The organism is Moraxella macacae 0408225, from assembly GCF_000320365.1.
GTDB lineage: Bacteria > Pseudomonadota > Gammaproteobacteria > Pseudomonadales > Moraxellaceae > Faucicola > Faucicola macacae.
On record NZ_ANIN01000001.1, the window covers coordinates 1,059,204 to 1,084,620 of the forward strand.

Genomic DNA, 25,417 nt, shown 5'->3' on the forward strand with positions numbered 1-25,417 from the left:
GCCAAACTGACTGTGTCATTATATCACACAAAAAAGCGATAAAAATGTAAAAATAGCCAATGTTACATAAATCCTTAGTTTTTTTATGGGATTGATTGGTTAAAACCAATAAAGTAAAATAAAACAACACTTTAATTCATATTTTACTTAACAATCAGCATGTTTTGCCATACAAAGTTTTGCCAGAAAAATTTTTCAAAAGCACTAACCTTGCATTAAAATTGGTGGTATGATATGCGTTTTGATTTGTCAGTTATAATGACTTGTTTTCGCTTTTTTGAGAAATTTGCATGATTTTAGCCCTTGATACTGTTTTTGACCAATGTTCCATTGCACTTATGAACCAAGGTTTGCTCTTAGACGAAATGACCGCAACAGGCAGCCGTCTACAAACCCAACAAATTTTACCTATGCTAAATAGTATGTTAACCAAACATAATAAAATAGTCAGTGATATCACCGCAATTGCTTTTAATCGTGGCCCCGGGGCATTTAGTGGCATACGTATCAATACGGCGGTGGCTCAAGCCTTGGCTTTTGCTCATGATTTGCCGTGTTTGCCAGTTTCTAGTTTACAAGCTGTCGCTCAATGTGCTTATTTGCAGCATGACTTAGAGCATGTTTATGCAGTGCTTGATGCGCGCATGAATCAGGTTTATTTTGCTGAATTTATACTAAACAACCATGTCATGAGTTTGGTTGGTGATGAGATTTTGCTGGATTATGCCAAAATCACCGCCAAAAATTTACCTCTGGTGGGTAATGGTGCGATGCTATTAACCCCTTTAGATGGTCAAATTTGCCAAAATGTGCAGCCGACGGCCAAAATTATTGCCATGCTTGGTAGATCTGTACAACAACAAGGCCGGGCGGTAACTGCTGAACATGCTTTGCCTGTGTATTTGCGTCATAATGCGTGGAAAACCTTGGCTGAACAAGGAAAGCTGTAAGATGGATTTATTATTAATTCTTAAAAGTGTTATTATGGGAATTGTTGAGGGCATTAGTGAATTTTTGCCAATTTCCAGTACGGGGTATCTGATTTTATCCGCCGATGTTATGAACTTTTGGACGGCTGCAAAACGCGAATTGTTTGTGGTTTTTATTCAACTTGGGGCAATTTTGGCGGTGATTTATGATTATTTTGGACGGCTGTGGCAGGCTTTTTTGGGGTTGGTAACCGGTAAAGCTGTGGGCTTGAAAAATCCGCGCAGGCTTGGTATTTCACTAATGATCGCAACTTTACCCGTGATGGTGTTGGGTTTTACACTGGCAGATGTAATTAAGCAGGCGTTTCACCCATTGATTGTTGCGTTTATGCTGATTGTTGGAGCTTTGTTGATTTTTTATGTGGAAAAACGCCCACAACCCATTATCGCAGATGAAGCAGAAAATATAGATTTTAAAACCGCGTTAAAAATCGGCCTATGCCAATGCTTGGCTTTAATTCCCGGTACATCGCGTTCTGGGGCAACCATTGTTGGAGCGTTATGGCTGGGTGTGTCGCGTCGTGCTTCTACTGAGTTTTCTTTTTTTCTTGGGATTCCTGTTATCGTTGGAGCAGGATTGCTTGATCTTAGCAAACATTATACCATTTTACAGACGGCTGAAGATTGGACGGTTTTGGGCGTAGGAACACTGGTGTCTTTTATCGTGGCACTTTTGTGCATTCGCATGATGGTAGCGTGGGTGTCAAAAAAAGACTTTACTGTTTTTGCGTGGTTACGCATTGTTACAGGTGTGGTGGTGTTGCTTGCTTATTTTGGTTTTGGTTATCACATTGAAAGTTAATTATGCTAACGATTTATGTTGTCAGTTGTGATGTCGATAATATTGGCTCACAGAATATGGTTTTGGCGGAGATTGGTGAATTTTTTATCGATCAGGGCATCGATTTTCAAACGCTTCAAATGTCTGATAAAATTTCCCAAAAATGGCTAAAATCGGTAAATTCAGGCAGTTTATTGCTTGATAAACACAATATGTATCTGATCGCAAACGCTATGAAAGTCAGTCCAAATTGGCAAGCACTTGGCTCTAGAATTGTCAAAGCAGGCAAAAAGTCTGAACTGTTGTTAAAATCCGCCAAATTATCCGCCGATAAAACGGTGATTGACTGCACGGCAGGTTTTGGACACGATGCACTGATTTTGGCAAGCACAGGGGCACAGGTTACCATGATTGAACAAAATCCGCTGCTGTATACATTGCTAAAATATGAAATGAAAAAAATGAGTGGCAATCCAAATTGGCAAAAACTATTGGGGCGAATTTGCCTAAAATTTGGCAATGCGATGACGGTTTTGCCAAATTTAACCGCAGATTTGATTTATCTTGATCCCATGTTTCCATCAGACAGCTACAAATCACAAGTGGGTAAAACCATGCAAATTTTACATAATTTGGTAACTAAGCCTACCTTTGATGATGAAATAGCCCTACTCAATTTGGCAAAAAACCAAGTAAATCGTAGCGGTTGTGTGCTTGTCAAACGTCCAAAATCCGCTCCGTTTTTGGCAAATGTGAAGCCTACACAAAACTTTAGCAATGAAGTGGTGCGTTTTGATGTTTATGCTGATTCATAAGTAAAAATTAATTAATAAGCAACATTGATTAACAAGTAAGTGTAATTAATAAGCAATGTTAATTAATAAGCAATGTTAATTAAGTTCAAAGATAAAATTAATCGGCCCATCGTTACAGCTGGTTACTTGCATATTTGCCCCAAATTCACCTGTTGCAACAGTGTGGTATTGTTGTTTTGCATAATTAACCATTTCACCAAACAAAGGTTTGGCAAAATCAGGGTGCATAGCAGCACCAAAATCTGGACGCCGACCATTGTTGGTATTGGCAAGCAAGGTAAACTGTGGCACGAGCAACAAGCCACCGCCAACATCCGCGATATTTTTATCCATTTTGTGGTGTGCGTTTTCAAAAATGCGATAGGCCAAAATCTTATCAATCATCTTTTTGCCAATTGTCAAATCATCGTTATGACCCAAGCCTAAATACACCAAAATTCCTTGGAAAATTTCGCCGATGATGGTATGATTTACCATCACATTGGCAGAGGTTACTCTTTGTATCACCGCTTTCATACTTTATCCTTAATGGGTTTTGGTTTATTTTTTGGTTTAATTTATAGTTCGTGGTTTGCCAATATTTTAAGTTGTCGCCATGTGTTGGCATCTACTTGATCTTGCCAAATTTGTACCGATAATGATTTCACAAATGGTTCAAACACCCCAAATTTTAACCATAAAACCCGATCCATGTCATAAATTTTTTGTAATTTGGCTTGGTAAATATCACTTTTATGTCCGTATGGCGTAAAAAAATAGCCTTGAAACAATTGCAAATGCCACACCAAAAAGTCATATTTTTCAATGTATTGTGAATTTTTGCGTAAACTGCTGATATTAACCAAATGATGTTGGCGAATTTGATACAACCACAAACAACCAAACAGCAACACCGACAACGCACCACGATACATAACCGCCAAAGGCAACAGCCAAATCAGCATTAACAGAGCAACCAAGCAACTTGTTAATAAGATTTTTCGGTAAAAACTTGGCAAAAGTTCATTGTCAATCTGAATAAAACTTTGATTTTTCATAAAAATTTGGCTAAGTGGCGTTTTTGAGTTGTTTTAATTTGGCGATAAGTTTGGCGTACTCGGTTTTTGGTGGTTTGTCAAACAAAAACCAATCCAACAAATCAGGATCTTCTTCGTCCATTAAACTGGCAAAAACCGCTTGTTCTTGTTCGCTTGCACTTAGATAATGTTCGCGTATATAAAAATCAAAATAATAATCCAGCTCTTTTAGACCGCGTCTGGCACGGTAGATGGTTTTGCGTTGCTGTAATGTAGGTTCTGGCATATGCTTCTCGTTTTTAAGGATAGTAAACATTGATTGGCATAATGTATTATACCAAATTTATGCGCTGTTTTTCAAAAAGCGTGTTTTTCAAAAAGCGTGTTTTTCAAAAAGCGTGTTTTTGTAAGAAACTTGCTTTGTCTTTAAACATACACTCATCAAATACAGGGCATTTGCCACAGATGGGCGATCTGGCCTTACAAGTATAACGCCCATGCAAAATTAAATAATGATGGGCATCTAATAAATACGCTTTTGGAATGCGTTGTAGCAAGGCTTGTTCCACTGCAAGCACGGTTTTGCCTGTGGCAAGTCCTGTGCGGTTACTAATCCGAAAAATATGCGTATCCACAGCCATGGTTGGTTGACCAAAAGCGGTATTGAGTACAACATTAGCAGTTTTGCGACCAACTCCTGCTAGGCTTTCTAAATCAGCACGGTTGTTTGGTACTTCACCGTTAAATTTTTCTAATAAGTCTTGGCAAGTTTTTATGACATTTTTGGCTTTGGTGTTAAACAATCCGATGGTTTTGATGTAATGTTTTAGGCCGTCTTCACCGAGATCTAAAATTGTTTTGGGTGTGTTGGCAACAGGAAAAAGTTTGCGTGTGGCAAGATTAACACTGATGTCAGTGGCTTGGGCGGAGAGTATGACGGCGATGAGCAGTTCAAAGTTGCTATTGTATTCCAATTCGGTGGTTGGACGATCCATACTGTTGGCAAGTTTTTCAAAAAAAAGCTGAACGTTTTGCTTGGACATGCGTCGCGATGCTGGGGTTTTAGCGGTTTTGGTTTTGACGGTTAAGGCCATGTTTTATCCTAATTTTGCCAATTTTTGCAACAATTCATCGTATTGTTGTTGCTTGGTTGTATCAAATTTTACGCTTAATTGTTTTTCTAGTTTTTTAAGTTGCGTGCGTAATTTTGCACTTTCAATTGTGTTTTTTGCTTGATTTTCATCAATATTAACTGAAATATCATTTAATTTTGCCTGAACCATGCTAATGACAGGTTTGGCATTGGTTTTGTCATTAACTTGTTGTTCGATCCGCTCAAGATGCTTATAATAGCGTTTTTGTAGATCGGCTTGTTCTGCATAGCGTTCGGTGTCGCTTATTGCTCTTGGGTGTGGTATCAGTTCAATGCAATCCATCGGACACGGCGGTAAACACAGTTCGCAGCCTGTACATAAGTCGGTAAAAATCGTGTGCATTTGTTTGCCACTACCGACAATTGCATCTACAGGGCAAGCCGGAATGCATTTGGTGCAACCGATGCAGTCATCTTCTCGGATAACAGCGCGCACCTCCATAGGGCGTGATGTATTGGGATCGGTTTGCCATCTTGATGGTACAGCGGCCAGTATTTCACGATCAAGCAAGGTGGCGATTTTATTAGCAACGATTTGTCCACTGGGCACACATTTGTTGTGAGGCTCATTGTCTTTGATAATGGCGGTGGCATAAGGAAGACAGCCGTCAGCATGACCGCACAATCCGCATTGGGTTTGAGGCAATAATTGGTTAATCTGATAAATCAGTGATTGATCGTGATCGCTTAAGTCTTTGATATTTAAATAATTAAATAAACTGGGCAAATCAGAAAATTGGCGAGTTGACATAAATTTTCAATGACTAAAAAGCATTATTTTAGCATAATTTACAATTTTAGCATAATTTACATGCTGTTGCTAAAAATTGCTGTTGCTAAAAATTTAGGCTTGGTTATTTGGTTCTGGATTTTACATAATGATAAGTGGTGGCTAATTGATCGCTAACTTGTTGGTTTAATTCATTTAATAATTCATCGGCTTGTTTATCCACGCTAAGCAACACTTCAAGTAACATATCGTTTGCTGTCATATTGGCATGGATTTTTTTTGACAGTTGATGTGGGTTAAAGCGGGCAAGTTGATCGTATTGGTTGAGTGTTTCAGGAATGGTTTGGTTGATTAACTTATCCAGCACAAAACGGTTTTCTGTTAACGGTAGGGTATTGGGCGGGCTTGATTGCAGCCTGTCTTGTAGCAGTGTCTGTTGCCAGTTTAGATACCGCTGTAATTTATGGTGAATGCGATCAAGTACCACCACAGCTTCAGTTGGCATGCGATCGATTTGTTCAATGCTTAAGCCTTGAAATAATGGCATGGGCGACATTTTACCGTGCTTGGTTTTTAGCAGATTGTCGCGGTTGTTTTGGGTAGGGTTGGTTAAAATTGCTTGCTGATTGGCACAATCTTGCTGATTAGAACGCTTGCTGATTTTAAAGAGCTTGCCGATTGAGTTTGGTGTATGATCGATTTGCACAGGCAAACTGTGGCGAGATTTGCCAACTTCGATACCCACAATATCGTGCATTTTTTGCCAACAAAAGCCGATAATTTTTTTGACAAACCACAGGCTTAATAAACAAACCACCAAAAAAATTAACAATAACTTAACCAATGTTTCTCCTTTTGAAAATGACAAATCAATGACAAGTTTTACAAGGTTTATTAACGCAAATAACGCAATTTATTGATAATAAAGATAAAAGCGACAAACATGCCTAAATAATAAGCCAGTTTTAGCTCAAAACTGTCATCACGCAGTTTAAACGGTATTGCACAAATCGTTATTGCAGTTGGTATCCATAACAGCATAAACGCCCAATATTCCAATACCGCAACAACGCCTTGCCAGTTGCGTCCTGTGCGAAGCCCTGCCAAACCAAGTACCAAACAAGCAATAATTAAAGCATTGATCAAACCTTTTGGCAAGTCTTTTGGATAAATATTTAAATCATCTTTAGTGAATTTTAACCGCATCTTATGAATTTCCTGCCATCAGCCAAAGCATTGCCACACAGCTAAATAATAACCCCAATGTCAAGGCATTGCGTGGTTGAATGGGTTGTTTTTGTTCTTGCATTGGCAAAAATCGGTTAATTATTTTTGCACCAAGTATAAAACCGCAAGGGATTAATAACCAAAAAATTGCAACCACCCGCATAAAACTTGGCAAAATTTGGTTAAAGCTCTCACCAAACAACAGTATTTTTACCACAAAACCTGCGATGCCAAGCAAAAACGCAAACGCACCAAGCCCAATGGTAAAACTTTTTGGAACAAGCGAAATGGCAGGTGTTGAGCGAGATAAATCAGGCATTGGCATTCTCATTTAACATACCGACTTTGGCAAGTTCAGCACGCATTTCATCAATTGCAGTTTTGTAATCTGGTTGGTTAAAAATTGCCGATCCTGCCACAAACATATCCGCTCCTGCTTCGGCAACGGCTCGGATATTGCCAGCTTTGATACCGCCATCTACTTCTAGGCGAATGTGGCGCCCTGATGCAACGATGCGTTGGCGTACTTCTTGAATTTTGCCAAGTGTATTGTCAATAAAGGCTTGTCCACCAAACCCCGGATTGACACTCATAAGCAGAATTTGATCCACTTTATCCATGACATAATCTAAATAATAAAACGGCGTGGCAGGGTTAAACACAAGCCCACATTGTGCGCCACCGTCTTTAATCAGTTGCAAGGATCGATCGATATGCTGACTGGCTTCTGGGTGAAACGTAATCACATTTGCCCCTGCTTGCAAAAACTGTTCAATCATGCTATCTACAGGAGACACCATCAAATGCACATCAATTTTGGCCTTGATGCCATAGTCGCGCAGTGCTTGACAAATCATACTACCAAACGTTAAATTTGGCACATAGTGATTGTCCATAACATCAAAATGAATAACATCTGCTCCGGCTTGTAAAACTTTTTCTACATCTTCACCAAGGCGAGCAAAATCGGCTGACAAAATCGAAGGGGCGATCAAATAAGGCGTTTGGTTATCGGGGTGGGTAAAATCGGCGTTGTGATTCATAAGCGTACTTTTTGCCAAAATGGGTTGGTTAAAATTTGTTTGCCAAAAAAATTTGGTTTGCTAAAAATTTGAAGATGACAGGGCGATCAAACTCACCCTACATAATCACCCTACATAAAAATTAAAAACGGTATTAAACAATGATTAACATTGGTTTTTTGATTATCGTTTTTGTTTTTTGTCTTTATAGGCTTTACTTGCTTGAATAAAGCTGTTAAACAGTGGGTGTCCGCCTCTTGGTGAACTGGTAAATTCTGGGTGATATTGTACTGCAATGAACCAATCCAAACTTGGAATTTCTACTGATTCTACCAAATGTTGTTTGGTGGAATATCCTGAAATTTTCATGCCTGCTTGTTCTAAGTCTTGGATATAACGCCCATTCATTTCATAGCGATGCCGATGCCGTTCGGTAATCATAGGCGATCCGTATATTTCACGCAGTTTGCTGTCTTCTACCAATTCGGCTTTTTGAGCACCAAGACGCATGGTTCCACCCAAATCTGAATTGTCATGACGCACTTGCAATTCACCTTTTTCATCAAACCATTCGGTAATCAGACCAATTAATGGGGCTTTGGTTTTTTTGTCAAATTCGGTAGAATTGGCATTTAGACCAAGCACATTGCAAGCAAATTCAATCACCGCCAATTGCATGCCTAAACAAATGCCTAAAAATGGTATGTTGTTTTCACGGACATAAGTAATGGCTTTTATTTTGCCAGATGTACCACGCTCACCAAATCCGCCGGGGACAAGCACTGCATCGGCATTTTTTACACGTTCTAATAACTGCTCATCACTTTCTAGTTTTTCGGCATCTACATAGTCGATTTTGACTTTGACATCGTTTTGAATGCCTGATGCCAACAAGGCTTCGTTGATCGATTTATAGGCATCGGGCAATTCTACATATTTGCCTACCACAGCCACGGTAACATTGTCTTGATTGCTTAATAATGACTGGGTAACTTTATCCCAATCTGCCAAATCCGCCTCAGGAGCATTAATGCCAAAACGCTCGCAGATCAAATCATCAAGATCTTGTTCGTGTAAAATCCGTGGAATTTGGTAAATACTTTGAGCGTCAGGGCATAAAATAACCGCACGTTCTGCGACATTGGTAAATAAGGCAATTTTTCGGCGGTTGTCTGCTGAAATTGCTTGTTCACTGCGACAAATTAACACATCAGGTTGTAAACCAATCGAGCGCAATTCTTTTACTGAGTGTTGAGTAGGTTTGGTTTTACTTTCGCCTGCACTTGAAATATAAGGCACAAGGGTTAAATGCATAAGCAGGGCATGATTAGAGCCAAGTTCTGCTTGTAATTGGCGTACCGCTTCCATAAAGGGCAAGCTTTCAATATCCCCCACGGTGCCACCAATTTCAATCATAGCGACATCATAACCTTCGCCACTTTGTAAAATGCGATGTTTAATTTCGTCAGTAATGTGTGGAATGACTTGCACTGTACCGCCAAGATAATCACCACGGCGTTCTTTTTCAAGCACGGTTTGATAAATTCTACCACTGGTAAAATTGTTGCGTTGGCTCATTTTGCTGTGGCGTAAAAACCGTTCATAATAGCCCAAATCAAGATCGGTTTCTGCACCATCTTCGGTAACGAACACCTCGCCATGTTGAAAAGGACTCATCGTGCCTGGATCTACATTGATATATGGATCTAATTTGGTCATGGTTACTTTTAAACCACGCGACTCTAAAATGGTAGCAACCGATGCAGCGGTAATGCCCTTGCCAAGCGATGAAACCACACCGCCGGTAATAAAGATAAATTTTGTCATGATGAAATTCGCCTACAGGTAAAAAGGAATTTTACTAAAAAAACGCTTTAAAAGCAATAAAAGCTGCGTTAACTTTTTCTGGCAACCGATTGTTGTAATGCTTCAGGCAGGGTTAAAATTTTCACTTCTGGGATATTTTGTGTGATATTGTGTAATTCATCAGGACGAGCCACCACCAAGGCTTCAAACCCATGATTAATTTGTATGTGATTTACCACGCCGATTTTTTCGGACAATTGGTTTAAATCTTGACAGAAAATACGGTGCAACCACGCTTTTGGACTGGCTTTAAACCACAAGCGTGCGATAATTTCTTGACCCAAATAACAACCCTTGTCAAAATCCACGCCACCGCGTTGATGTAAGCGTAATTCTTGTGGTTGATACAGTTCAGATGTGGCTTTTGTAATCCAGTAATTGCCTGTTGCGATGCTTAAGTTTTGCCAATCAGATACATTTTGTAGGTTTTTATCGTTAGAAAATGTTGGTAAATTGTCAATAATTGTTGGAAAAATTTCGGTTTTTTCGCTCAATTCAATTTTAGAAAAAGCCCCATATTTTTTGACATGCTTGATAAAATCATCTGCCAAATCCTCACTTAACACAATGTAAAAACCATTGTTAGCACGTTTTAACCAAATGCCAAACAAAATCCGACCTTTTAAATTACAAATGGCAGTTGGCAAAAAATCCTTGTCAATTTTATGGATATTGGCGGTAATTTGTCCTTGCAAAAACTTATTGCTATCAGCAAGCGGATCGGCGGATTTGGCATTGCCTGTGAGTAAAAACTGAACAAAAGTTGGCATGGTTGTTCCTATTTTTTGAAAAAAGTTTAAAAAAATTTTATCAACATTGAAATATTTTGGGGTTTTTGCGAAAAAATTACAAGTTTTTGCTAAAATCGGTTACAATATTACTTTTAGTCAAACCAACCAATCATCAAAACCAACCAATTTAGGAAAATCTATGTGTTTATCTGCTTGTCCAAAATGCAGCGAAGAATATACTTATCGAGACGGCGAATTATTGATTTGTCCGATGTGTGGCCACGAATGGATAGACGGCGAAACCGTACAGACTGAAGTGATTAAAGATGCCGTTGGCAATGTATTGGCAGACGGCGACAGTGTTACTGTGATTAAAGATTTAAAGGTGAAAGGCTCAAGCACACCGATAAAAGTTGGCACAAAAGTTAAATCCATTCGCTTGATTTATGATGCAACAGATGGGCATGACATTGATTGTAAAATTGATGGTTTTGGGGCAATGAAATTAAAATCTGGCGTGGTAAAAAAAGCCTAACAGTTAAGTTTTGGTATTCAGTATCTGGTATTAAGTATGCCTGCACTCTATGTTTAATAATTATTTCTATGTTTAATAATTCTTTGTTTAATAATTTTTTGTCAAAAGACTCGCCGCTTGTCCTTGGATTGCGTCATTATCCTTATACTTTGGGATTGTTGGGCATCTGCGTTGTTTTGTTTGTGTTACAAGTTTTGACTGGGGTAGATGCCAGTTCGCCGACTGTGCAGGACTTACTAAAGTGGGGTGCGAATTTTTTGCCATTAACCATGGGTAATGAACCGTTTCGTCTTATCACCAGCCTTGTGTTGCACATTGGTTTGTTGCATTTGATGTTTAATATGTATGCGTTGTATTATTTTGGACAAGTGGCAGAGCAGATGATAGGATCTATTAACCTATTGATTTTATTTGTATTATCTGGTATTGGCGGTAATTTACTCAACAATTTTTTAGCATTGCAAACACTATTAAACAATGAATCAATCAACCGTGGACAAATTGGCGTAAGTGCAGGGGCGTCAGGTGGTATTATGGGTATTGGTGCGGCATTATTAATGACTGCTTTATTGCGTACGCCGATTAATCAGATTGGCTTAAATTTTCGTTCTTTATTATTGGTTATGGCAATAAACTTAAGCTATGGTTTTTTGGTGTCAGGGATTGATAATGCAGGGCATATTGGCGGAGCATTGACAGGTGCAATGCTTGGTTTTGTGTATGTGTTCAATGTAAAATTGAATAAAAATTCGCTAATTTTTGTCAAATTTTCACCTTTTATGCTGGTTGCATTCATGCTGATTGTCATGCTATTTGGCATGATGTATTGGCAATTGCATCAAAATACAATGACATTGATTGAATAATGACACTGGTTCATGAATAAAACTTAACAAAATAAGGCAACAAAAACAAGGTAACAAAAAAATGTAACAAAAACAATCAAAGTTTTGATTTTATAAAATCAATAGCGAAACATTGATTTTTGCGGTAAAATTAAACCATGATTTTAACCACTTTTTTATTTTAAACCACTTTTTATTTTTAAAAGGACTAGCCAAATGACGGTCATCAAAAAAGAAGACTTTATCAGTTCAATCGCCAATGCCTTTCAATTTATCAGCTATTACCACCCTAAAGATTTTGTGGACTCGGTATACGAAGCATGGCAAAAAGAAACCAACGCATCCGCCAAAAACGCCATGGGACAAATTCTTGTCAATAGCCGTATGTCAGCATTGGGACACCGCCCTGTTTGTCAGGATACAGGCAGTGCGGTGATTTTTTTGGATATCGGTATGAATGTACAATGGGAAAGTGATATGTCGGTTGAGGATATGGTGAATGAAGGCGTGCGCCGTGCGTATACCAATCCTGACAATCCATTGCGTGCATCAATTTTGCTTGATCCAATTGGCAAACGCCAAAATACCAAAGACAACACGCCTGCGGTTGTGCATATGAATGTGGTGGCAGGTGATAAAGTCGATGTGATTTGTGCGGCCAAAGGCGGTGGTTCGGAAAATAAAGCCAAATTTGCCATGTTAAACCCATCTGATTCGATAGAAGAGTGGATTTTAAAAACCGTGCCACAAATGGGGGCGGGTTGGTGTCCACCTGGGATTTTGGGTATTGGCGTGGGTGGTACACCTGAAAAAGCCATGTTGCTTGCCAAACGATCGCTTATGGAGCATATTGACATTCATAAATTACAAGCCAAAGCCGATAGCGGTGCAGAATTAACGAGCGTTGAACGTTTGCGTTTAAATATGTATGAAAAAGTGAACGAGCTTGGTGTTGGTGCTCAAGGTTTGGGTGGTTTGACCACGGTGCTTGATGTAAAAGTGCTTGATTTTCCAACCCACGCTGCCAGTAAAGCGGTGGCTATGATACCTAACTGTGCTGCTACACGTCATGTGCATTTTGTGCTCGATGGTTCGGGTGAAGCTCAAATGCCTGTACCAGCGTTGTCAGATTGGCCGGAGGTGTCGTTTGGTTCGGACGATGTTATCCGTGTCAATGTCAATGAGTTGACTAAAGAAAAATTAAGCCAATTTAAAATTGGTGATACCTTGCTGTTAAGCGGTAAAATCCTAACAGGTCGTGATGCTGCTCACAAACGCATGGTGGATATGCTGGCAAAAGGCGAACAATTGCCCGTTGATTTAAAAAACCGTTTTATTTATTATGTAGGCCCTGTAGATGCAGTTGGTGATGAGGTTGTAGGGCCTGCCGGTCCAACTACCGCCACGCGTATGGATAAATTTACCGATACCATTCTTGATCAAGGGCTAATTGGTATGATTGGCAAATCCGAGCGCAGTGCTGCAACTTGCGAGGTGATTGCCAAACATGGCGCAATTTATCTGATCGCAGTTGGTGGGGCGGCTTATTTGGTGTCAAAAGCGATTAAAGCGTCTAAAACCTTGGCATTTCCAGAACTTGGCATGGAGGCGATTTATGAATTTGATGTGGAGGATATGCCTGTTACCGTCGCGGTTGACAATCAAGGAAACAGCATTCATCGTTTTGATTTGGTTGCCGAAAAAGCCAAAGCGGTGATTGAAAAACCTGTGCGTTTTGTGCCTTAATTTTTGATATCTTTTTGATGGAGCAAAAACTGTCAATTTTGTTGGCAGTTTTTTCTTGCATTTTTCTTGTTTGTATTTTTCTTGTAAAAATGACTTTAGCAAAACAATCTTATAAAATTAAAATAGCTGTACTTTAATAGCAACGCGTTTTAATTAGCAACGCTTTTCAATTTTAATACAATGGTTTTAATACAATAGTTTTAATACAATGGTAAAAAAATGACAACAAACCAACACCACAGTATAAAGCAAAAACACGGTATTTTGGGGCAAATAATTGAGTATCCAAAAACTTACAGTCCGCAGATTTTACACCCAATTCCGAGGCGTTTTGGGCGTGAAAATTTGGCATTGCCAGACGAAAAATTATCACAAGGTTTTGATTATTGGCATATTTTTGAATTGTCTTGGCTAAAACCTAACGGCGTGTCAAGTGTTGCAACCGCTCGCATGACCATACCTGCAACTTCTGAATTTATTGTTGAATCAAAATCATTAAAACTGTATTTAAACAGTCTAAATTTTATCCAATTTGACAATGTAGCACAAGTTAAGCAAACTTTACAGCACGATTTATCTGAATGTTTAAAAACCGAGGTTGGATTTGAGATTTTTGCCCTGCATGATGAAGCATTGACAATCGACCAAGTTCAAGGTGATTGTTTGGATAATTTGGCAATTGATAAAGTTGTCTTAACAGATAATGTAGATAACAGTTTATTAAGTTTTGCTAAAACGGTGGATAACAAGCCAAAACAGCAGCGTTTTTATTCGCATTTATTGCGATCCAATTGTCCAGTTACCAATCAGCCTGATTGGGGAACGGTAGAGATTTTGCTTGAATCGTTGCCGATTGATAAATTAGCTTTGTTAAAATATCTGTTAAGTTACCGTCAACATAACGGTTTTCATGAACAATGCGTAGAGCAGATTTTTAGCGATTTAATGCAAAAATTTTATCCAGTAAGCCTTATGGTAAGGGCATGGTATACACGCCGTGGCGGAATTGATATCAATCCTGTGCGAGCAAGCGATGTGTCGTTATTGCCAAACAAAAGTCGGTTAATTCGTCAATAGCTTTAATACAGTCATTTAAAAATACAGTCATTTAAAATACAATCACTTTAACAATAAACCTAAATTAAACAGCAAATTTAAGCTAAACAGTAAAATTAAGCTAAACAGTAAAATTAAGCTAAACAGTAAAATTAAGATAAATAGTAACTTAAGTTAATTTAAATTATGAGACGATTATGACAAGCAATAATTTAAAACCCATTGGCAGTCTTATGCTGGACGTGGCAGGCACTGAATTGACTTATGAAGATGAGCAATTGTTGGCACAACCTGAAGTTGGCGGTGTGATTTTGTTTGCACGTAACGTGGCAACCCCAGAGCAAGTGCGTAAGCTTACCGACAGCATGCGTGCACTCAATCCAAATTTACTGATTGCTGTTGACCAAGAAGGCGGCCGCGTGGCACGGTTGCGTCAAGGTTTTTCGCCCATTCCTGCTATGGGAAAATTGGGTGAATTGTTTGAGCAAAATCCAGTTTTGGCATTGGCATTGGCTTACGATTGTGGTGTGTTGATGGCAACTGAAGTGTTGGCGGTGGGCGTGGATTTTAGTTTTGCTCCAGTATTAGATGTGCATGGTGTCAGTCAGGTGATAGGTGATCGTGCGTTTCACCAAAATCCGTTGGCAATTACTGCGTTATCCGCCCAATTTATGCGCGGTATGAAATCGGTTGGCATGGCAACCACAGGCAAGCATTTTCCGGGGCATGGTTCGGTTGCCCCTGATTCACACATTGCCAGTGCGATAGATGAACGTGATTTTGCTACTATTTTGGCATGCGACATGCAACCGTTTATCAACAATTTTTCGTTGTTGAACGCTCTGATGCCAGCTCATGTAATTTTTAGCAAGGTTGATAACAAACCTGCAGGTTTTTCTAAAATTTGGTTGCAACATATTATTCGACAAAAATTTGCTTTTGATGGGGTATTGTTTTCTGACGATTTATCCATGAAAGCCGCTCACATTGTAGGAGATGCAGGCGAGCGCATAAAATCTGCATTGACGGCAGGTTGTGATATGGGGCTTGTGTGTAATGATAGGAAAGCGGCACTCATAGCGTTAAATTGTTTGCAAAAAAATCCAAAACTTATCCAAGCAAAAAGCACCGAGCGTTTGGCAAAAATGCAAGCCGATGTCAAAACTTGGCAAGGTTCATTGGAAAAAACTGCTAAGTTGTGGCAAGGTTGGGAGATGAGTGCCAAGCGAGTTCAAGCCCAATTTTTTTAAGTTTTTATAAATTTTTTGCAAATAATGGTTGACAATGTTGCCTGTCTTTTATACAATAGCAAGCCTAAGTTGATGCGGGGTGGAGCAGTCTGGTAGCTCGTCGGGCTCATAACCCGAAGGTCGTTGGTTCAAATCCAGCCCCCGCTACCATTATTTTACTAATTTTGTATTGCTAATTTTGTTGATATGACTTTTTAGGAAGTTGGCAAAATTATTTAAATCATCATTATTTTGATTTAAACCCACCAATTTAGTTCGTGGGTTTTTTTGTATCTGTTGGTTTTTGATTGGTGGTTAATTTTGCAAGCGTTTAAACGGTCAAGGTTTTGAATTTACCGATAAATTTTAAATTTTTTGCACAATTAATAAATCTTATTAAAAACTGTTGTTAAAATTATTAGCAAAACTTATCAAGGAAACTATGAAACTATCAACCAAAGTTGCTGAGCTGACACAGATTATTGAACCTGCTGTGATAGCGTGTGATGTGAGTTTGTGGGGGATTGAGTTTGTACCACAAGGGCGTAAGTCGTTGCTTCGCATTTATATCGAAACTTTGCCAGAAGATCGTCATACAGGCAGACAAGTTACCATTGAGGACTGTGCCAGTGTAACCCATCAAGTCAGTGGGGTTTTAGATGTGCATGATCCGATTGCAGGTGAATATATGCTTGAGGTGTCATCACCGGGGCTTGATCGTTCCTTGTTTAGCCCAGAACAGCTTGCGATGTATGTGGGTGAAGTGGTAAATTTGCGTTTAATTCACCCAATTGGCGAGGGTAATGCCAAACGTCGCAAAGTAGAAGGTGTGCTTGTGTCGTTGATTGACCATGGTATTCATATCAAAACCGCGGATAACCTTGAGTTTGATGTATTGTTTGACAACATTGACAAAGCAAATTTGGTTTATCAATTTAACTAAGTTTTTGTTAATTTAACTAAGTTTTTATTAACCAATTTTTAACTTATTAACCAATTTTTAACTTATTAACCAATTTAACCAGTTTGTTTTAAATTTTAAATTTATGCTTGCCTATTAGGTGATAATTTAGGTGTTTAAGTGTTATGAATAAAGAAATTTTAACCGTTGTAGAAACTGTAAGCAATGAAAAAGGTTTGAACGCTGAAGATATTTTTCAAGCGATTGAACAAGCCTTGGTGGTTTCTACCAAGAAAAAAGTGTACTCTGAACAACCAGAAGTTGCCATTCGTGTGCATATTGATCGCAAAACAGGCGATTATGATACTTATCGTTATTGGACTGTGGTGGCTGATGAAGATCATGAAATGCCAGCTTGTCAACTTGCGATCAGTGATTTAGATGAAACGGTTTGGCAAATTGGTGATGTAAAAGAAGAGCAAATTGAGTCTATTGAGTTTGGGCGTATTGCAGCAACACAGGCCAAACAAGTGATTATCCAAAAAATCCGTGAAGCGGAGCGTTCCTTGGTGGCCGATGCGTTTGAACATCGTATTGGTGAGATGATCACAGGCGAGGTAAAAAAATCCACGCGTGATGGCTATATCATTGATTTGGGTGATAATGTAGAAGCCCATTTGCCTCGTGATAAAATGTTGCCAAGAGAGCAGTTGCGTGCAAAAGGCCGTGTGAATGCGATTTTGGAACAAGTTAATCGTGATAATCGCAATGCCCAGTTGGTATTGTCTCGCACATCACCACAGATGTTGACGGCTTTAATGCAAAAAGAAATTCCAGAAATAGCGGAGCAAATTATTGAAATTCGTGATGTTGCCCGTCAACCGGGCGTGCGTGCCAAAATTTCGGTAAAAACCAACGATCATCGCATTGATCCTGTTGGTGCGTGTATTGGCATGCGTGGTACGCGAATTCAAGCGGTACAACAGGAGCTTGAGGGTGAACGCATTGACGTGGTGGTATGGTCAGATGATCCTGTGCAGTATATCATCAGTGCGTTAGAGCCTGCCGATGTTGACAGAATTATCCTTGATGAAGATACCAAAACCGCTGATATTATCTTTATTGCCAATGATCAGTTAGCAAGAGCAATTGGATCGGCAGGGCAAAACGTGCGTTTGGCATCGGATTTAACGGGTTATCGCTTAAATATGATGTTAGAAGATGAATACAATGCTCGTCAAGAATCTGAAACCAAAGTGTATAAAGATTTGTTTTACAACCGTTTGGAAGTGGACGAAGATTTGGCACAAGCCTTGGTTGATGTTGGTTTTACCAGTTTAGAAGAAGTGGCGTATGTGCCCGCTGAAACTTTCTATGACATTGATGGGCTAGACGACGATGCGATCGATGCAATACAAGAACGTGCCAAAGAAGCGGTGATCGCTGATGAATTGCTGAAACAACAAAACATTAAAGAACCAAGCCCTGAATTATTGGCACTTGAGGGTATGACTCAAGTGTGGGCGTATAAGCTGGCTGAACGTGATATTATCACGCTTGATGACTTGGCTGAACAAGCCATTTTTGACATTAAAGACATCGAAGGCTTGAATGAACAAACCGCAGGTCAACTCATTATGAAGGCCCGTGAATCATGGTTTAACGAATAAAAAGGTGAACGAATGGCAGATAAAACCGTCAAACAACTTGCACAGATGACCCAAACAACCGTTGATACGATTAAAAAACAACTGGTTGATGCAGGGCTAAATGCACGTGGCGACAATGACATCGTCACCGAGATTGAACAGCAACAACTGGTTGGTTTTTTAAAACAAAGCCACGGAGAGGTGCAAAAATCTCGTATTAGCCTAAAAAGCAAAACCACTCAAACCGCAAAAGTAACTGGTACATCGGGTAAAGCCAAAAATATTAACGTGGAAGTGCGTAAAAAAAAGGTATTTGAAAAACCAAATGCCAATAAAATTGCCGAAGAACTTGCTCAACGCGAACAAGCATTAAAACAAGAGCAAGAAAAGGCAGAGCTTGCCAAACAACAAGCTGATAAACAGCAAGATGAAAAACAAAAGGCAAGACAAGAAGCCGAAGCTCGCCAACAAGCAACTTTAGCGGCAATGTATGCCAACCTTAATAGTGGCAAAAAACACAGCGATGGCAATACCACAAGTGTTGTGGTAAAAAAAATAACCAAGCCTGATGCCAAAACCACAAATACTGAAATTGCACCAACAAAAACTGCAAAAACCCAAACGGTAAAAGCGGATAACAAAACGGCTAAAGCCGACAAAAAAGCCCCAACAAAGGCGGTTAAACCTGTTAAAAAAGAAAACAGCGAACAACGTAAAATTCGCGAAGCCGAAGAAGAGCGTTTGCGTCAAATTGAAGCCCAAAACCGCCGTAAATCTGCTGAAGAAGCCCAGCAGCGTACTTTGGAAAAAATGCGTCAAATGGCAAGTAAATACTCAGATGACAAAGACGGTGAGTCAACCACCGTTGTGCGTCGCGATGCGGGCGAACCATTGGCAGAGGGCTTGGTAGGTCAAGCGTTAGAAGATTCGTTTGAAAAAGAACGCCGCGAAATAAAACGCGGATCAACCAGCAATGCCAATAAAAACCGCCGTCGCCGTCGCGATGATGACAACGAACAAGAGGTTAAAAATCGTGCTCGCGGTTTAAAATCTTCACATGCCAACAAACACAAGTTTGAAAAGCCTGTGGAAAAAATCGTGCATAATGTTGAAATTGGTGAAACCATTGTCATTGCCGATTTGGCTCAAAAAATGGCAGTCAAAGCACGTGAAGTGGTTAAAATGCTGATGAAAATGGGCGAGTTGGTACGCGAAACTGAAAGCATTGATCAAGAAACTGCCGCGTTATTGGTAGAAGAAATGGGGCATCACCCTGTATTGGTTAGCTCTACTCAAGTGGAGGATTCATTGCGTGAATCGGTTGGTGAAAAAAGCAGCAATGTACAAGCACGTCCGCCTGTGGTTACCATTATGGGGCATGTTGACCATGGTAAAACATCATTATTAGATAAAATCCGTTCAACCAAAGTGGCATCAGGTGAAGCAGGGGGTATTACGCAACATATTGGTGCTTATCATGTAGAAACCGAGCAAGGCGTCATCACCTTTCTTGACACACCGGGGCATGCAGCTTTTACGGCCATGCGTTCGCGTGGGGCAAAAGCGACCGATATTGTGGTTTTGGTTGTTGCAGCCGATGATGGTATGATGCCACAAACCGCCGAAGCGATCGATCATGCTCGTGCAGCAGGCACGCCGATCATCGTTGCAATTAATAAGATTGACAAAGATACCGCCGATCCTGATCGCGTGTTAAATGATTTGACAACCAAAGAAGTGGTTCCTGAAGAGTGGGGCGGTGATACGCCAATTGTGAAAGTGTCAGCGTTAACAGGCCAAGGCATTGATGATTTGTTGGACGTGATTCATTTGCAAGCCCAAGTTATGGAGCTTGAGGTTGCAACAGATGGTGCCGCCCAAGGCGTTGTGATCGAATCGCGTTTGGAAAAAGGGCGTGGGGCGGTTACCAGTCTTTTGGTGAAACAAGGTACGCTAAAACAAGGCGACTTGGTATTGGCAGGTGAATATTATGGCCGTGTGCGTGCTATGATGAATGAAAATGGCAAAAAAATCACAGCAGCTGGTCCATCAATTCCTGTTGAAATTTTAGGGTTGCCTGATACGCCAATGGCAGGCAGTGAGTTTATGGTGGTTGATGATGAAAAACGTGCCCGTGAAGTTGCAGAATATCGCATGGTGCGTGAACGTGAGCGTGTGCTTGAACGTCAAGCCAAATCTCGCCTTGAAAATCTGTTTGACCAAATGAACGATGCCAAATTGCCAACGGTGAATTTGATTTTAAAAACCGATGTTCGTGGCTCTTTGGAGGCCTTGTTATCCGCTTTAGATGAATTGTCAACCGATGAGGTTAAAGTCAAAGTCATTTCATCAGGGGTTGGACCAATTTCAGAATCGGACGTGGTATTAGCCGAATCAAGTGAAGCGGTATTGCTTGGTTTTAACGTGCGTGCGGACGGTGCTGCTCGCCGTAAAGCGGACGAAGCAGGCTTGGATATCCGTTATTACAGTGTGATTTATGGCTTGATTGATGATGTCAAAGCAGCAATGAGTGGCCTATTATCACCAGAACACCGCGAAAAAATCTTAGGCATTGCCGAGGTGCGCGAGGTATTCCACTCAAGTCGTTTTGGTTATGCTGCAGGTTGTATGGTATTGGAGGGTACGATTATCCGTAACAAGCCAATCCGTGTTTTGCGTGATGACAAAGTGATTTTCACCGGCCAATTGCAATCTTTGCGCCGTTTTAAAGATGACGTTACCGAAGTGCGTGCAGGCATGGAGTGCGGTCTTGCAGTTAAAGGTTACGAAGTTCAAGCAGGCGATAAGATCGAAGTGTTTGAAATTCACGAAGTCAAACGCACGTTATAACCATGTTATAACCATGTTGTAATTAAGCTATGAGCTATGAGCTATTAATAGTAAACAATTATAATAGCAACAGTGATTAATGGTAAATAGCTAAAATTGACACGAAAAAAAGTCTAATTGTTTGATAATTAGGCTTTTTTTATCAAAACTATTTTTATCAAAACTATGATAGTTTTATCAAAATACGATAGGAAAAAATCATGAATCAACGTTTACAACGCTTAGCCGATCAAATTCAACGAGAACTGGCGGTGCTTATCCGTGATGAAATTAACGATCCGCGTTTAACTGGGCTTGTAACAATTTCAAGCGTAAAAATTAGCCCAGATTTGGGTTATGCGGATATTTATGTTACCATTTTGGAGATGCACAAAGATGACAGCATGGACAAAGAGTTGCACAGCGAAAGTCTACAGATATTGAATAAAGCAGCTGGCTTTTTACGCACTGAACTTAGCCATATTTTACGCACACGCACCACGCCACGCTTGCGTTTTCATTATGATGAAATCACCGCCAACAGCAATTATATGATGAATTTAATCTCAAAAGCCGTACAAAAAAGCGAACAAGACAACCAATTATGACCAAAACCATCGTTTCAGGGGTGATTTTGATTGACAAACCACAAGGTTTAACCTCGCAACAAGTGGTATCAAAAGTTAAGTTTTTGCTAAAATCACCCATTTTTAACAGCAAAAAAGCAGGGCATACAGGCACGCTTGATCCTATGGCAACAGGGCTTTTGCCAATTTGTTTGGGCGAGGCGACCAAATTTAGTCATTATCAACTGGATGCCAACAAAACCTATGAAGCGATTGTCAAACTTGGAGCAAAAACCGACACAGGCGATGCTGATGGCCAAATTATTGCAACCAAAGAGGTTTTGCCAATCCACCCTGATACGTTGCAAAAAGTTACCAACCAATTTTTAGGCATAATACCGCAAATTCCACCCATGTATTCTGCCCTCAAAAAAGATGGCAAAAAACTTTACGAATTGGCACGTCAAGGCATACAAATAGAACGCAAAGCTCGTGAAATTGAGATTTTTAGCTTAAAATTGGCATTGATTGATAAAGATTTACTAAAATTAGTGGTTACTTGTTCTAAAGGGACTTATGTGCGTGTACTGGGTGAGGATATTGCTAGATCGCTTGGCACGCTTGGGCATTTGGTTGCTTTACGGCGTATCAAAACAGGCAATTTTGATATTGTAAATGCAATCACGCTCGATGCACTGGAGCGGCTGGATTTTGCACAGCGATTTGAGTGGTTAAAGCCCATTGATGCATGTGTCAAATTTTTGCCAAAACTTGTGTTAAACGATGAACAAAGCGTAAGAACTTTACAAGGACAGCGTTTAAATGTAAAAAATCACGCCCTTGCACAAAATGTTTTGGCTGATACCACTCAAGAAATTCGTCTGTTTACTGCCAATGGTAAATTTTTGGGTGTGGCAAGTTTGGAGCCTAATGGGCGTTTGCAGCCGTTAAAGTTGGTAAATGTTTAATTTTGCTAAGCAGATTATATACAAAAATTAACCATTATATAAAATAATTTTACAAAAGACTTGTACTTGTTACAATATTTGATATAATGCTAAAATATTTTTGGCAATTTTTGTATTTAGAATGCTTTATGCAAGGTTAATTTGTTCAGGTTAATTTGTACAAGGTTAAAAAGTTACTATGCTACCTATCCTATCACAAAAAATAAATAAGGACTAAAGACTATGGATTTAAAAAAATTCTACGGTGCCTTGATTGTCTTTTATTTTAGTGATATGGCATTACTTATTATGGTGATTTGGCTGTCTTATCAGATAACCAAAAATCCATTAATCCTAGGTTTGATATTATGTGTGAGTACCATCATTCCATTCATACTAAAAAAAATTTCCAAAATCAATTTATTATCTCTTTCTACTCATAATTTAATGCTTTCACGCATTTTTTTTACGCCATTGTTTTTGTTTTGTCGGCACTGAATCCGTCTATTTATAGTTTTATCGGTCTTGCATTAATCTCTGGAATATTGGGCGTTAGTATATTAAGCAATTATGAGACTTATAACAATCATCTTGTGGTAAACAAGGTTATTTTGGCAAATAAAGCCTCAAGATATATGCAAACTGTGATACAAATCGGTGCATTTGGCGGAGCGATGATAGGAGGGGTGCTGTTAAACCATCTGTCCTTTTTTTACGCTATGACAAGCATTGTTGTTATAGACATTTTCTTTGCAGGTATTTTTATCACTTGGATAAAAAATTCAGATTTTCTGCAAATCAACAATAAAATTGCCAATAAAAACCCAATACTCACAAATCAAATTCAGATGTTAAATAAAAAATACCTTTATTTATTGTGCTTTATCTTAGGTTTTATTGGCATTCACATCACCAGTTTTAATTTAACCACGCCTATTATATTTCAAGAGATTAAACACTGGAGCGCTCAAGATTTTGGTCTGTCCAGTGCTTTTGCTGGAGCAGGGGCATTTTGTGCAGTTTTTTTAAAAAGCAACACCAAACATTGTTTGTTTATGGCAATTTGTTTAATTTTTGCTGATCTGATATTTGTGATGTCTGGCGTTAAAATTGTATCGTTGGCCGTGTGTTTTTGTATTGGCATTTTTATCAATAGCATTAGAATTTTGGTGCGAGAAAAACTGTCATTGTTGGCAAAAACCACCGAACAAGCCGCCTTTATCGGTCAAAGCAGTGCTGTTTTTTATACGATGTTTCAAGCAGTTGCAAGTTTGATATTTGGTTACATATTAGCCAGTACGTCTAACGTAACTGTTGCACAACTATTCTTACCATTGACGGCATTTATCGTTGCTGTATTTTATGTTGCCATGCTTTTTATAAGCAAAAAATCCCCAAATTAGGAGTGCATTTATGGTTAAAGACAAAATTTTGATTGTGGATCCTTTTTCTACTGGTGCTTTGTATGCAAAAAAATTCTATGAACTGGGCTACCAATGCTATGCAGTGCTTGCCAATGCTGATATCGATGCGGGTTATTTTGGTTTTGACAACACGTATTTTGTCAATAAAAGCATGTATTTGCCACAAGAATGCCAAGAAAAATTTCATAAAGATGAAATTTTGGCAGTGGTGATTGGTGCAGAAACAGGGGTTATCGTTGGTGAGCAACTGGCTAAGTATTTTGGTGTAGCCGGAAATTCTGTACACAGCAGCCAAAAACGCCGCGATAAATTTGTGATGCAAAATGCTTTAAAACAGCAAGGCTTAAAACACATTAAAAGTCAGCTTATTAATCATGACACAGATTGTGTGTTTGAAAGTCAAAGTGGCTATATTCTAAAACCGGTAAATTCAGCAGGCAGTGATGGCGTTATGTTTTTTGCCAATAAAAACACGCTTTTTGATCATATCAAAACCCTTGATTGGGAAATGAAAAACGCACTTGGGATTAAAAATGACCATTATATTTTACAGTCATTTGAAATCGGCGATGAATTTGTTGTAGATATGGTTGTACAAAATGATAGCATTTTTGTGTGTAGCTTGTGTGTTTATAAAAAAGGTTATCACAATGGCAGTCGTTTTGTTTATGAAAATATGCAAATGTTGGATATCACAGATAAACAATATCAAGCTATTATTCAATATGCACAACAATGTACTCAAGCACTGGAGGTGAAATTTGGAGCGGTGCATATGGAATTGTTGGCACAGCCCAGTGCTGATGGCTATATTGATCCGGTGATGATTGAAATGGGAGCAAGGCTTCACGGCGGAGTTGCACCGATTATTTTTGAGCAATGTTACCAACCAAATTTGCTTGAATTAAGCGTTGCAAATTATTTAATGCAAGATTTGACGAAAGTTTATCACAGCACACAAGTTTATCACAATGCACAAGTTTATTACAACACGCAAGTTTGCAACAATGCACAAGTTTGCAACAATGCACAAAATGACTCTTATGCCAAACTTTTCAATAAAGCCAAAGTGGTGTTTTTGGTGAATTATCAACAACAAAACAAACTGGACAAGTCATTATTTTTATCAAAAATTCAACAGTTACCCAGTTTTTATACAGTCAAAATTCTTGCTGATGAACCCATGCCTGTAACGGTAGATCTGTTAACTTGCCCTGTTTTGGTATGTTTGGTGGGAGAAACCTCTGATACTGATGAAAATAAATTAAGAACAATGTTTAACGAAAGTATCAAAAGCATCAAAAGTATCAATTGACTGTATGTTGTCAATAAGTTTTGTTGATGTTTAGGTTTTTTAATT

At 39.2% G+C, this 25,417-nt stretch carries 26 protein-coding genes and 1 tRNA gene; 16 read left to right on the forward strand and 11 right to left on the reverse strand.

What is annotated here, in order from left to right; all coding sequences use genetic code 11:
• The first annotated feature begins 290 nt into the window (after nt 1-290).
• The 3 genes from tsaB to MOMA_RS04810 are packed head-to-tail and all read left to right on the forward strand — an operon-like array spanning nt 291 to nt 2,585.
• A complete protein-coding gene (tsaB, locus tag MOMA_RS04800) occupies nt 291-950 on the forward strand; it encodes a tRNA (adenosine(37)-N6)-threonylcarbamoyltransferase complex dimerization subunit type 1 TsaB (RefSeq protein ID WP_009767484.1) in 660 nt (219 codons plus the stop codon).
• A gap of 1 nt (nt 951) precedes the next feature.
• Nucleotides 952-1,791, forward strand: coding sequence for an undecaprenyl-diphosphate phosphatase (locus MOMA_RS04805; RefSeq protein WP_009767485.1), 840 nt, complete (start codon nt 952-954; stop codon nt 1,789-1,791).
• Nucleotides 1,792-1,793: 2 nt separating this feature from the next.
• Complete coding sequence (locus tag MOMA_RS04810; RefSeq protein WP_009767486.1) at nt 1,794-2,585, forward strand: class I SAM-dependent methyltransferase; 792 nt, start codon at nt 1,794-1,796, stop codon at nt 2,583-2,585.
• A gap of 75 nt (nt 2,586-2,660) precedes the next feature.
• Here MOMA_RS04810 and dtd read toward each other — a convergent pair whose 3' ends face one another.
• From dtd to ygfZ, 11 genes are all read right to left on the reverse strand, one after another.
• Nucleotides 2,661-3,101 carry a D-aminoacyl-tRNA deacylase gene (dtd, locus tag MOMA_RS04815; RefSeq protein ID WP_009767487.1) on the reverse strand — a complete coding sequence of 147 codons (441 nt, stop codon included), beginning with the start codon at nt 3,099-3,101 and terminating at the stop codon, nt 2,661-2,663.
• A gap of 41 nt (nt 3,102-3,142) precedes the next feature.
• Entirely contained in the window at nt 3,143-3,622 is a 480-nt protein-coding gene (locus tag MOMA_RS04820; RefSeq protein ID WP_009767488.1) for a hypothetical protein, read from the reverse strand.
• Between the two features lie 10 nt (nt 3,623-3,632).
• On the reverse strand, nt 3,633-3,887 hold the full coding sequence (locus tag MOMA_RS04825; protein WP_009767489.1) for an FAD assembly factor SdhE: 255 nt from the start codon (nt 3,885-3,887) through the stop codon (nt 3,633-3,635).
• 103 nt (nt 3,888-3,990) lie between these two features.
• Nucleotides 3,991-4,695 (reverse strand): endonuclease III, encoded by a 705-nt coding sequence (nth, locus tag MOMA_RS04830; protein WP_040624824.1) that lies wholly within the window; start codon nt 4,693-4,695, stop codon nt 3,991-3,993.
• Between the two features lie 3 nt (nt 4,696-4,698).
• Nucleotides 4,699-5,505, reverse strand: a complete 807-nt coding sequence (locus MOMA_RS04835) for an RnfABCDGE type electron transport complex subunit B (protein WP_009767491.1) — start codon at nt 5,503-5,505, stop codon at nt 4,699-4,701.
• Between the two features lie 103 nt (nt 5,506-5,608).
• Entirely contained in the window at nt 5,609-6,241 is a 633-nt protein-coding gene (locus tag MOMA_RS04840) for a hypothetical protein (protein ID WP_227498085.1), read from the reverse strand.
• A 137-nt stretch (nt 6,242-6,378) separates the two neighbouring features.
• A complete protein-coding gene (locus MOMA_RS04845; RefSeq protein WP_009767493.1) occupies nt 6,379-6,690 on the reverse strand; it encodes a hypothetical protein in 312 nt (103 codons plus the stop codon).
• Between the two features lies 1 nt (nt 6,691).
• On the reverse strand, nt 6,692-7,030 hold the full coding sequence (locus MOMA_RS04850; RefSeq protein ID WP_009767494.1) for a hypothetical protein: 339 nt from the start codon (nt 7,028-7,030) through the stop codon (nt 6,692-6,694).
• On the reverse strand, nt 7,023-7,754 hold the full coding sequence (gene rpe, locus MOMA_RS04855; protein WP_009767495.1) for a ribulose-phosphate 3-epimerase: 732 nt from the start codon (nt 7,752-7,754) through the stop codon (nt 7,023-7,025). The genes MOMA_RS04850 and rpe overlap by 8 nt, the downstream gene beginning before the upstream one ends.
• A gap of 162 nt (nt 7,755-7,916) precedes the next feature.
• On the reverse strand, nt 7,917-9,560 hold the full coding sequence (locus MOMA_RS04860) for a CTP synthase (protein WP_009767496.1): 1,644 nt from the start codon (nt 9,558-9,560) through the stop codon (nt 7,917-7,919).
• 68 nt (nt 9,561-9,628) lie between these two features.
• On the reverse strand, nt 9,629-10,369 hold the full coding sequence (ygfZ, locus tag MOMA_RS04865) for a CAF17-like 4Fe-4S cluster assembly/insertion protein YgfZ (protein ID WP_009767497.1): 741 nt from the start codon (nt 10,367-10,369) through the stop codon (nt 9,629-9,631).
• Nucleotides 10,370-10,529: 160 nt separating this feature from the next.
• On the opposite strand from ygfZ, the gene MOMA_RS04870 reads away from it, so the two are divergent.
• From MOMA_RS04870 to MOMA_RS04935, 13 genes are all read left to right on the forward strand, one after another.
• Nucleotides 10,530-10,865, forward strand: a complete 336-nt coding sequence (locus tag MOMA_RS04870; RefSeq protein ID WP_009767498.1) for a zinc ribbon domain-containing protein YjdM — start codon at nt 10,530-10,532, stop codon at nt 10,863-10,865.
• A 68-nt stretch (nt 10,866-10,933) separates the two neighbouring features.
• Entirely contained in the window at nt 10,934-11,731 is a 798-nt protein-coding gene (locus MOMA_RS04875) for a rhomboid family intramembrane serine protease (RefSeq protein WP_009767499.1), read from the forward strand.
• Nucleotides 11,732-11,926: 195 nt separating this feature from the next.
• Nucleotides 11,927-13,456: a fumarate hydratase gene (locus MOMA_RS04880; RefSeq protein WP_009767500.1), complete on the forward strand. Its 1,530-nt coding sequence runs from the start codon at nt 11,927-11,929 to the stop codon at nt 13,454-13,456.
• Between the two features lie 219 nt (nt 13,457-13,675).
• Entirely contained in the window at nt 13,676-14,533 is an 858-nt protein-coding gene (queF, locus tag MOMA_RS04885; RefSeq protein WP_009767501.1) for an NADPH-dependent 7-cyano-7-deazaguanine reductase QueF, read from the forward strand.
• A gap of 176 nt (nt 14,534-14,709) precedes the next feature.
• Nucleotides 14,710-15,762 (forward strand): beta-N-acetylhexosaminidase, encoded by a 1,053-nt coding sequence (gene nagZ / locus MOMA_RS04890; RefSeq protein ID WP_009767502.1) that lies wholly within the window; start codon nt 14,710-14,712, stop codon nt 15,760-15,762.
• A 73-nt stretch (nt 15,763-15,835) separates the two neighbouring features.
• Nucleotides 15,836-15,912, forward strand: a tRNA-Met gene (locus MOMA_RS04895).
• Nucleotides 15,913-16,183: 271 nt separating this feature from the next.
• Nucleotides 16,184-16,684, forward strand: coding sequence for a ribosome maturation factor (locus MOMA_RS04900; protein WP_009767503.1), 501 nt, complete (start codon nt 16,184-16,186; stop codon nt 16,682-16,684).
• 143 nt (nt 16,685-16,827) lie between these two features.
• Entirely contained in the window at nt 16,828-18,312 is a 1,485-nt protein-coding gene (gene nusA / locus MOMA_RS04905; RefSeq protein WP_009767504.1) for a transcription termination factor NusA, read from the forward strand.
• A 12-nt stretch (nt 18,313-18,324) separates the two neighbouring features.
• Nucleotides 18,325-21,141 (forward strand): translation initiation factor IF-2, encoded by a 2,817-nt coding sequence (gene infB, locus MOMA_RS04910; RefSeq protein ID WP_009767505.1) that lies wholly within the window; start codon nt 18,325-18,327, stop codon nt 21,139-21,141.
• A 200-nt stretch (nt 21,142-21,341) separates the two neighbouring features.
• Nucleotides 21,342-21,728, forward strand: a complete 387-nt coding sequence (locus MOMA_RS04915; protein ID WP_009767506.1) for a ribosome-binding factor A — start codon at nt 21,342-21,344, stop codon at nt 21,726-21,728.
• Nucleotides 21,725-22,654, forward strand: a complete 930-nt coding sequence (truB, locus tag MOMA_RS04920) for a tRNA pseudouridine(55) synthase TruB (RefSeq protein ID WP_009767507.1) — start codon at nt 21,725-21,727, stop codon at nt 22,652-22,654. The genes MOMA_RS04915 and truB overlap by 4 nt, the downstream gene beginning before the upstream one ends.
• A 464-nt stretch (nt 22,655-23,118) precedes the next feature.
• Entirely contained in the window at nt 23,119-24,036 is a 918-nt protein-coding gene (locus MOMA_RS04930) for a hypothetical protein (protein WP_152411767.1), read from the forward strand.
• Between the two features lie 10 nt (nt 24,037-24,046).
• Nucleotides 24,047-25,372 (forward strand): ATP-grasp domain-containing protein, encoded by a 1,326-nt coding sequence (locus MOMA_RS04935; protein WP_009767508.1) that lies wholly within the window; start codon nt 24,047-24,049, stop codon nt 25,370-25,372.
• Nucleotides 25,373-25,417: the final 45 nt, after the last annotated feature.

Bases quoted from the DNA above. Each gene is read 5' to 3' on its own strand.
- tsaB (WP_009767484.1), top strand. From the start codon at position 291: ATGATTTTAGCCCTTGATACTGTTTTTGACCAATGTTCCATTGCACTT.
- MOMA_RS04805 (WP_009767485.1), top strand. From the start codon at position 952: ATGGATTTATTATTAATTCTTAAAAGTGTTATTATGGGAATTGTTGAG.
- MOMA_RS04810 (WP_009767486.1), top strand. From the start codon at position 1,794: ATGCTAACGATTTATGTTGTCAGTTGTGATGTCGATAATATTGGCTCA.
- dtd (WP_009767487.1), bottom strand. From the start codon at position 3,101: ATGAAAGCGGTGATACAAAGAGTAACCTCTGCCAATGTGATGGTAAAT.
- MOMA_RS04820 (WP_009767488.1), bottom strand. From the start codon at position 3,622: ATGAAAAATCAAAGTTTTATTCAGATTGACAATGAACTTTTGCCAAGT.
- MOMA_RS04825 (WP_009767489.1), bottom strand. From the start codon at position 3,887: ATGCCAGAACCTACATTACAGCAACGCAAAACCATCTACCGTGCCAGA.
- nth (WP_040624824.1), bottom strand. From the start codon at position 4,695: ATGGCCTTAACCGTCAAAACCAAAACCGCTAAAACCCCAGCATCGCGA.
- MOMA_RS04835 (WP_009767491.1), bottom strand. From the start codon at position 5,505: ATGTCAACTCGCCAATTTTCTGATTTGCCCAGTTTATTTAATTATTTA.
- MOMA_RS04840 (WP_227498085.1), bottom strand. From the start codon at position 6,241: ATGCACGATATTGTGGGTATCGAAGTTGGCAAATCTCGCCACAGTTTG.
- MOMA_RS04845 (WP_009767493.1), bottom strand. From the start codon at position 6,690: ATGCGGTTAAAATTCACTAAAGATGATTTAAATATTTATCCAAAAGAC.
- MOMA_RS04850 (WP_009767494.1), bottom strand. From the start codon at position 7,030: ATGCCTGATTTATCTCGCTCAACACCTGCCATTTCGCTTGTTCCAAAA.
- rpe (WP_009767495.1), bottom strand. From the start codon at position 7,754: ATGAATCACAACGCCGATTTTACCCACCCCGATAACCAAACGCCTTAT.
- MOMA_RS04860 (WP_009767496.1), bottom strand. From the start codon at position 9,560: ATGACAAAATTTATCTTTATTACCGGCGGTGTGGTTTCATCGCTTGGC.
- ygfZ (WP_009767497.1), bottom strand. From the start codon at position 10,369: ATGCCAACTTTTGTTCAGTTTTTACTCACAGGCAATGCCAAATCCGCC.
- MOMA_RS04870 (WP_009767498.1), top strand. From the start codon at position 10,530: ATGTGTTTATCTGCTTGTCCAAAATGCAGCGAAGAATATACTTATCGA.
- MOMA_RS04875 (WP_009767499.1), top strand. From the start codon at position 10,934: ATGTTTAATAATTCTTTGTTTAATAATTTTTTGTCAAAAGACTCGCCG.
- MOMA_RS04880 (WP_009767500.1), top strand. From the start codon at position 11,927: ATGACGGTCATCAAAAAAGAAGACTTTATCAGTTCAATCGCCAATGCC.
- queF (WP_009767501.1), top strand. From the start codon at position 13,676: ATGACAACAAACCAACACCACAGTATAAAGCAAAAACACGGTATTTTG.
- nagZ (WP_009767502.1), top strand. From the start codon at position 14,710: ATGACAAGCAATAATTTAAAACCCATTGGCAGTCTTATGCTGGACGTG.
- MOMA_RS04900 (WP_009767503.1), top strand. From the start codon at position 16,184: ATGAAACTATCAACCAAAGTTGCTGAGCTGACACAGATTATTGAACCT.
- nusA (WP_009767504.1), top strand. From the start codon at position 16,828: ATGAATAAAGAAATTTTAACCGTTGTAGAAACTGTAAGCAATGAAAAA.
- infB (WP_009767505.1), top strand. From the start codon at position 18,325: ATGGCAGATAAAACCGTCAAACAACTTGCACAGATGACCCAAACAACC.
- MOMA_RS04915 (WP_009767506.1), top strand. From the start codon at position 21,342: ATGAATCAACGTTTACAACGCTTAGCCGATCAAATTCAACGAGAACTG.
- truB (WP_009767507.1), top strand. From the start codon at position 21,725: ATGACCAAAACCATCGTTTCAGGGGTGATTTTGATTGACAAACCACAA.
- MOMA_RS04935 (WP_009767508.1), top strand. From the start codon at position 24,047: ATGGTTAAAGACAAAATTTTGATTGTGGATCCTTTTTCTACTGGTGCT.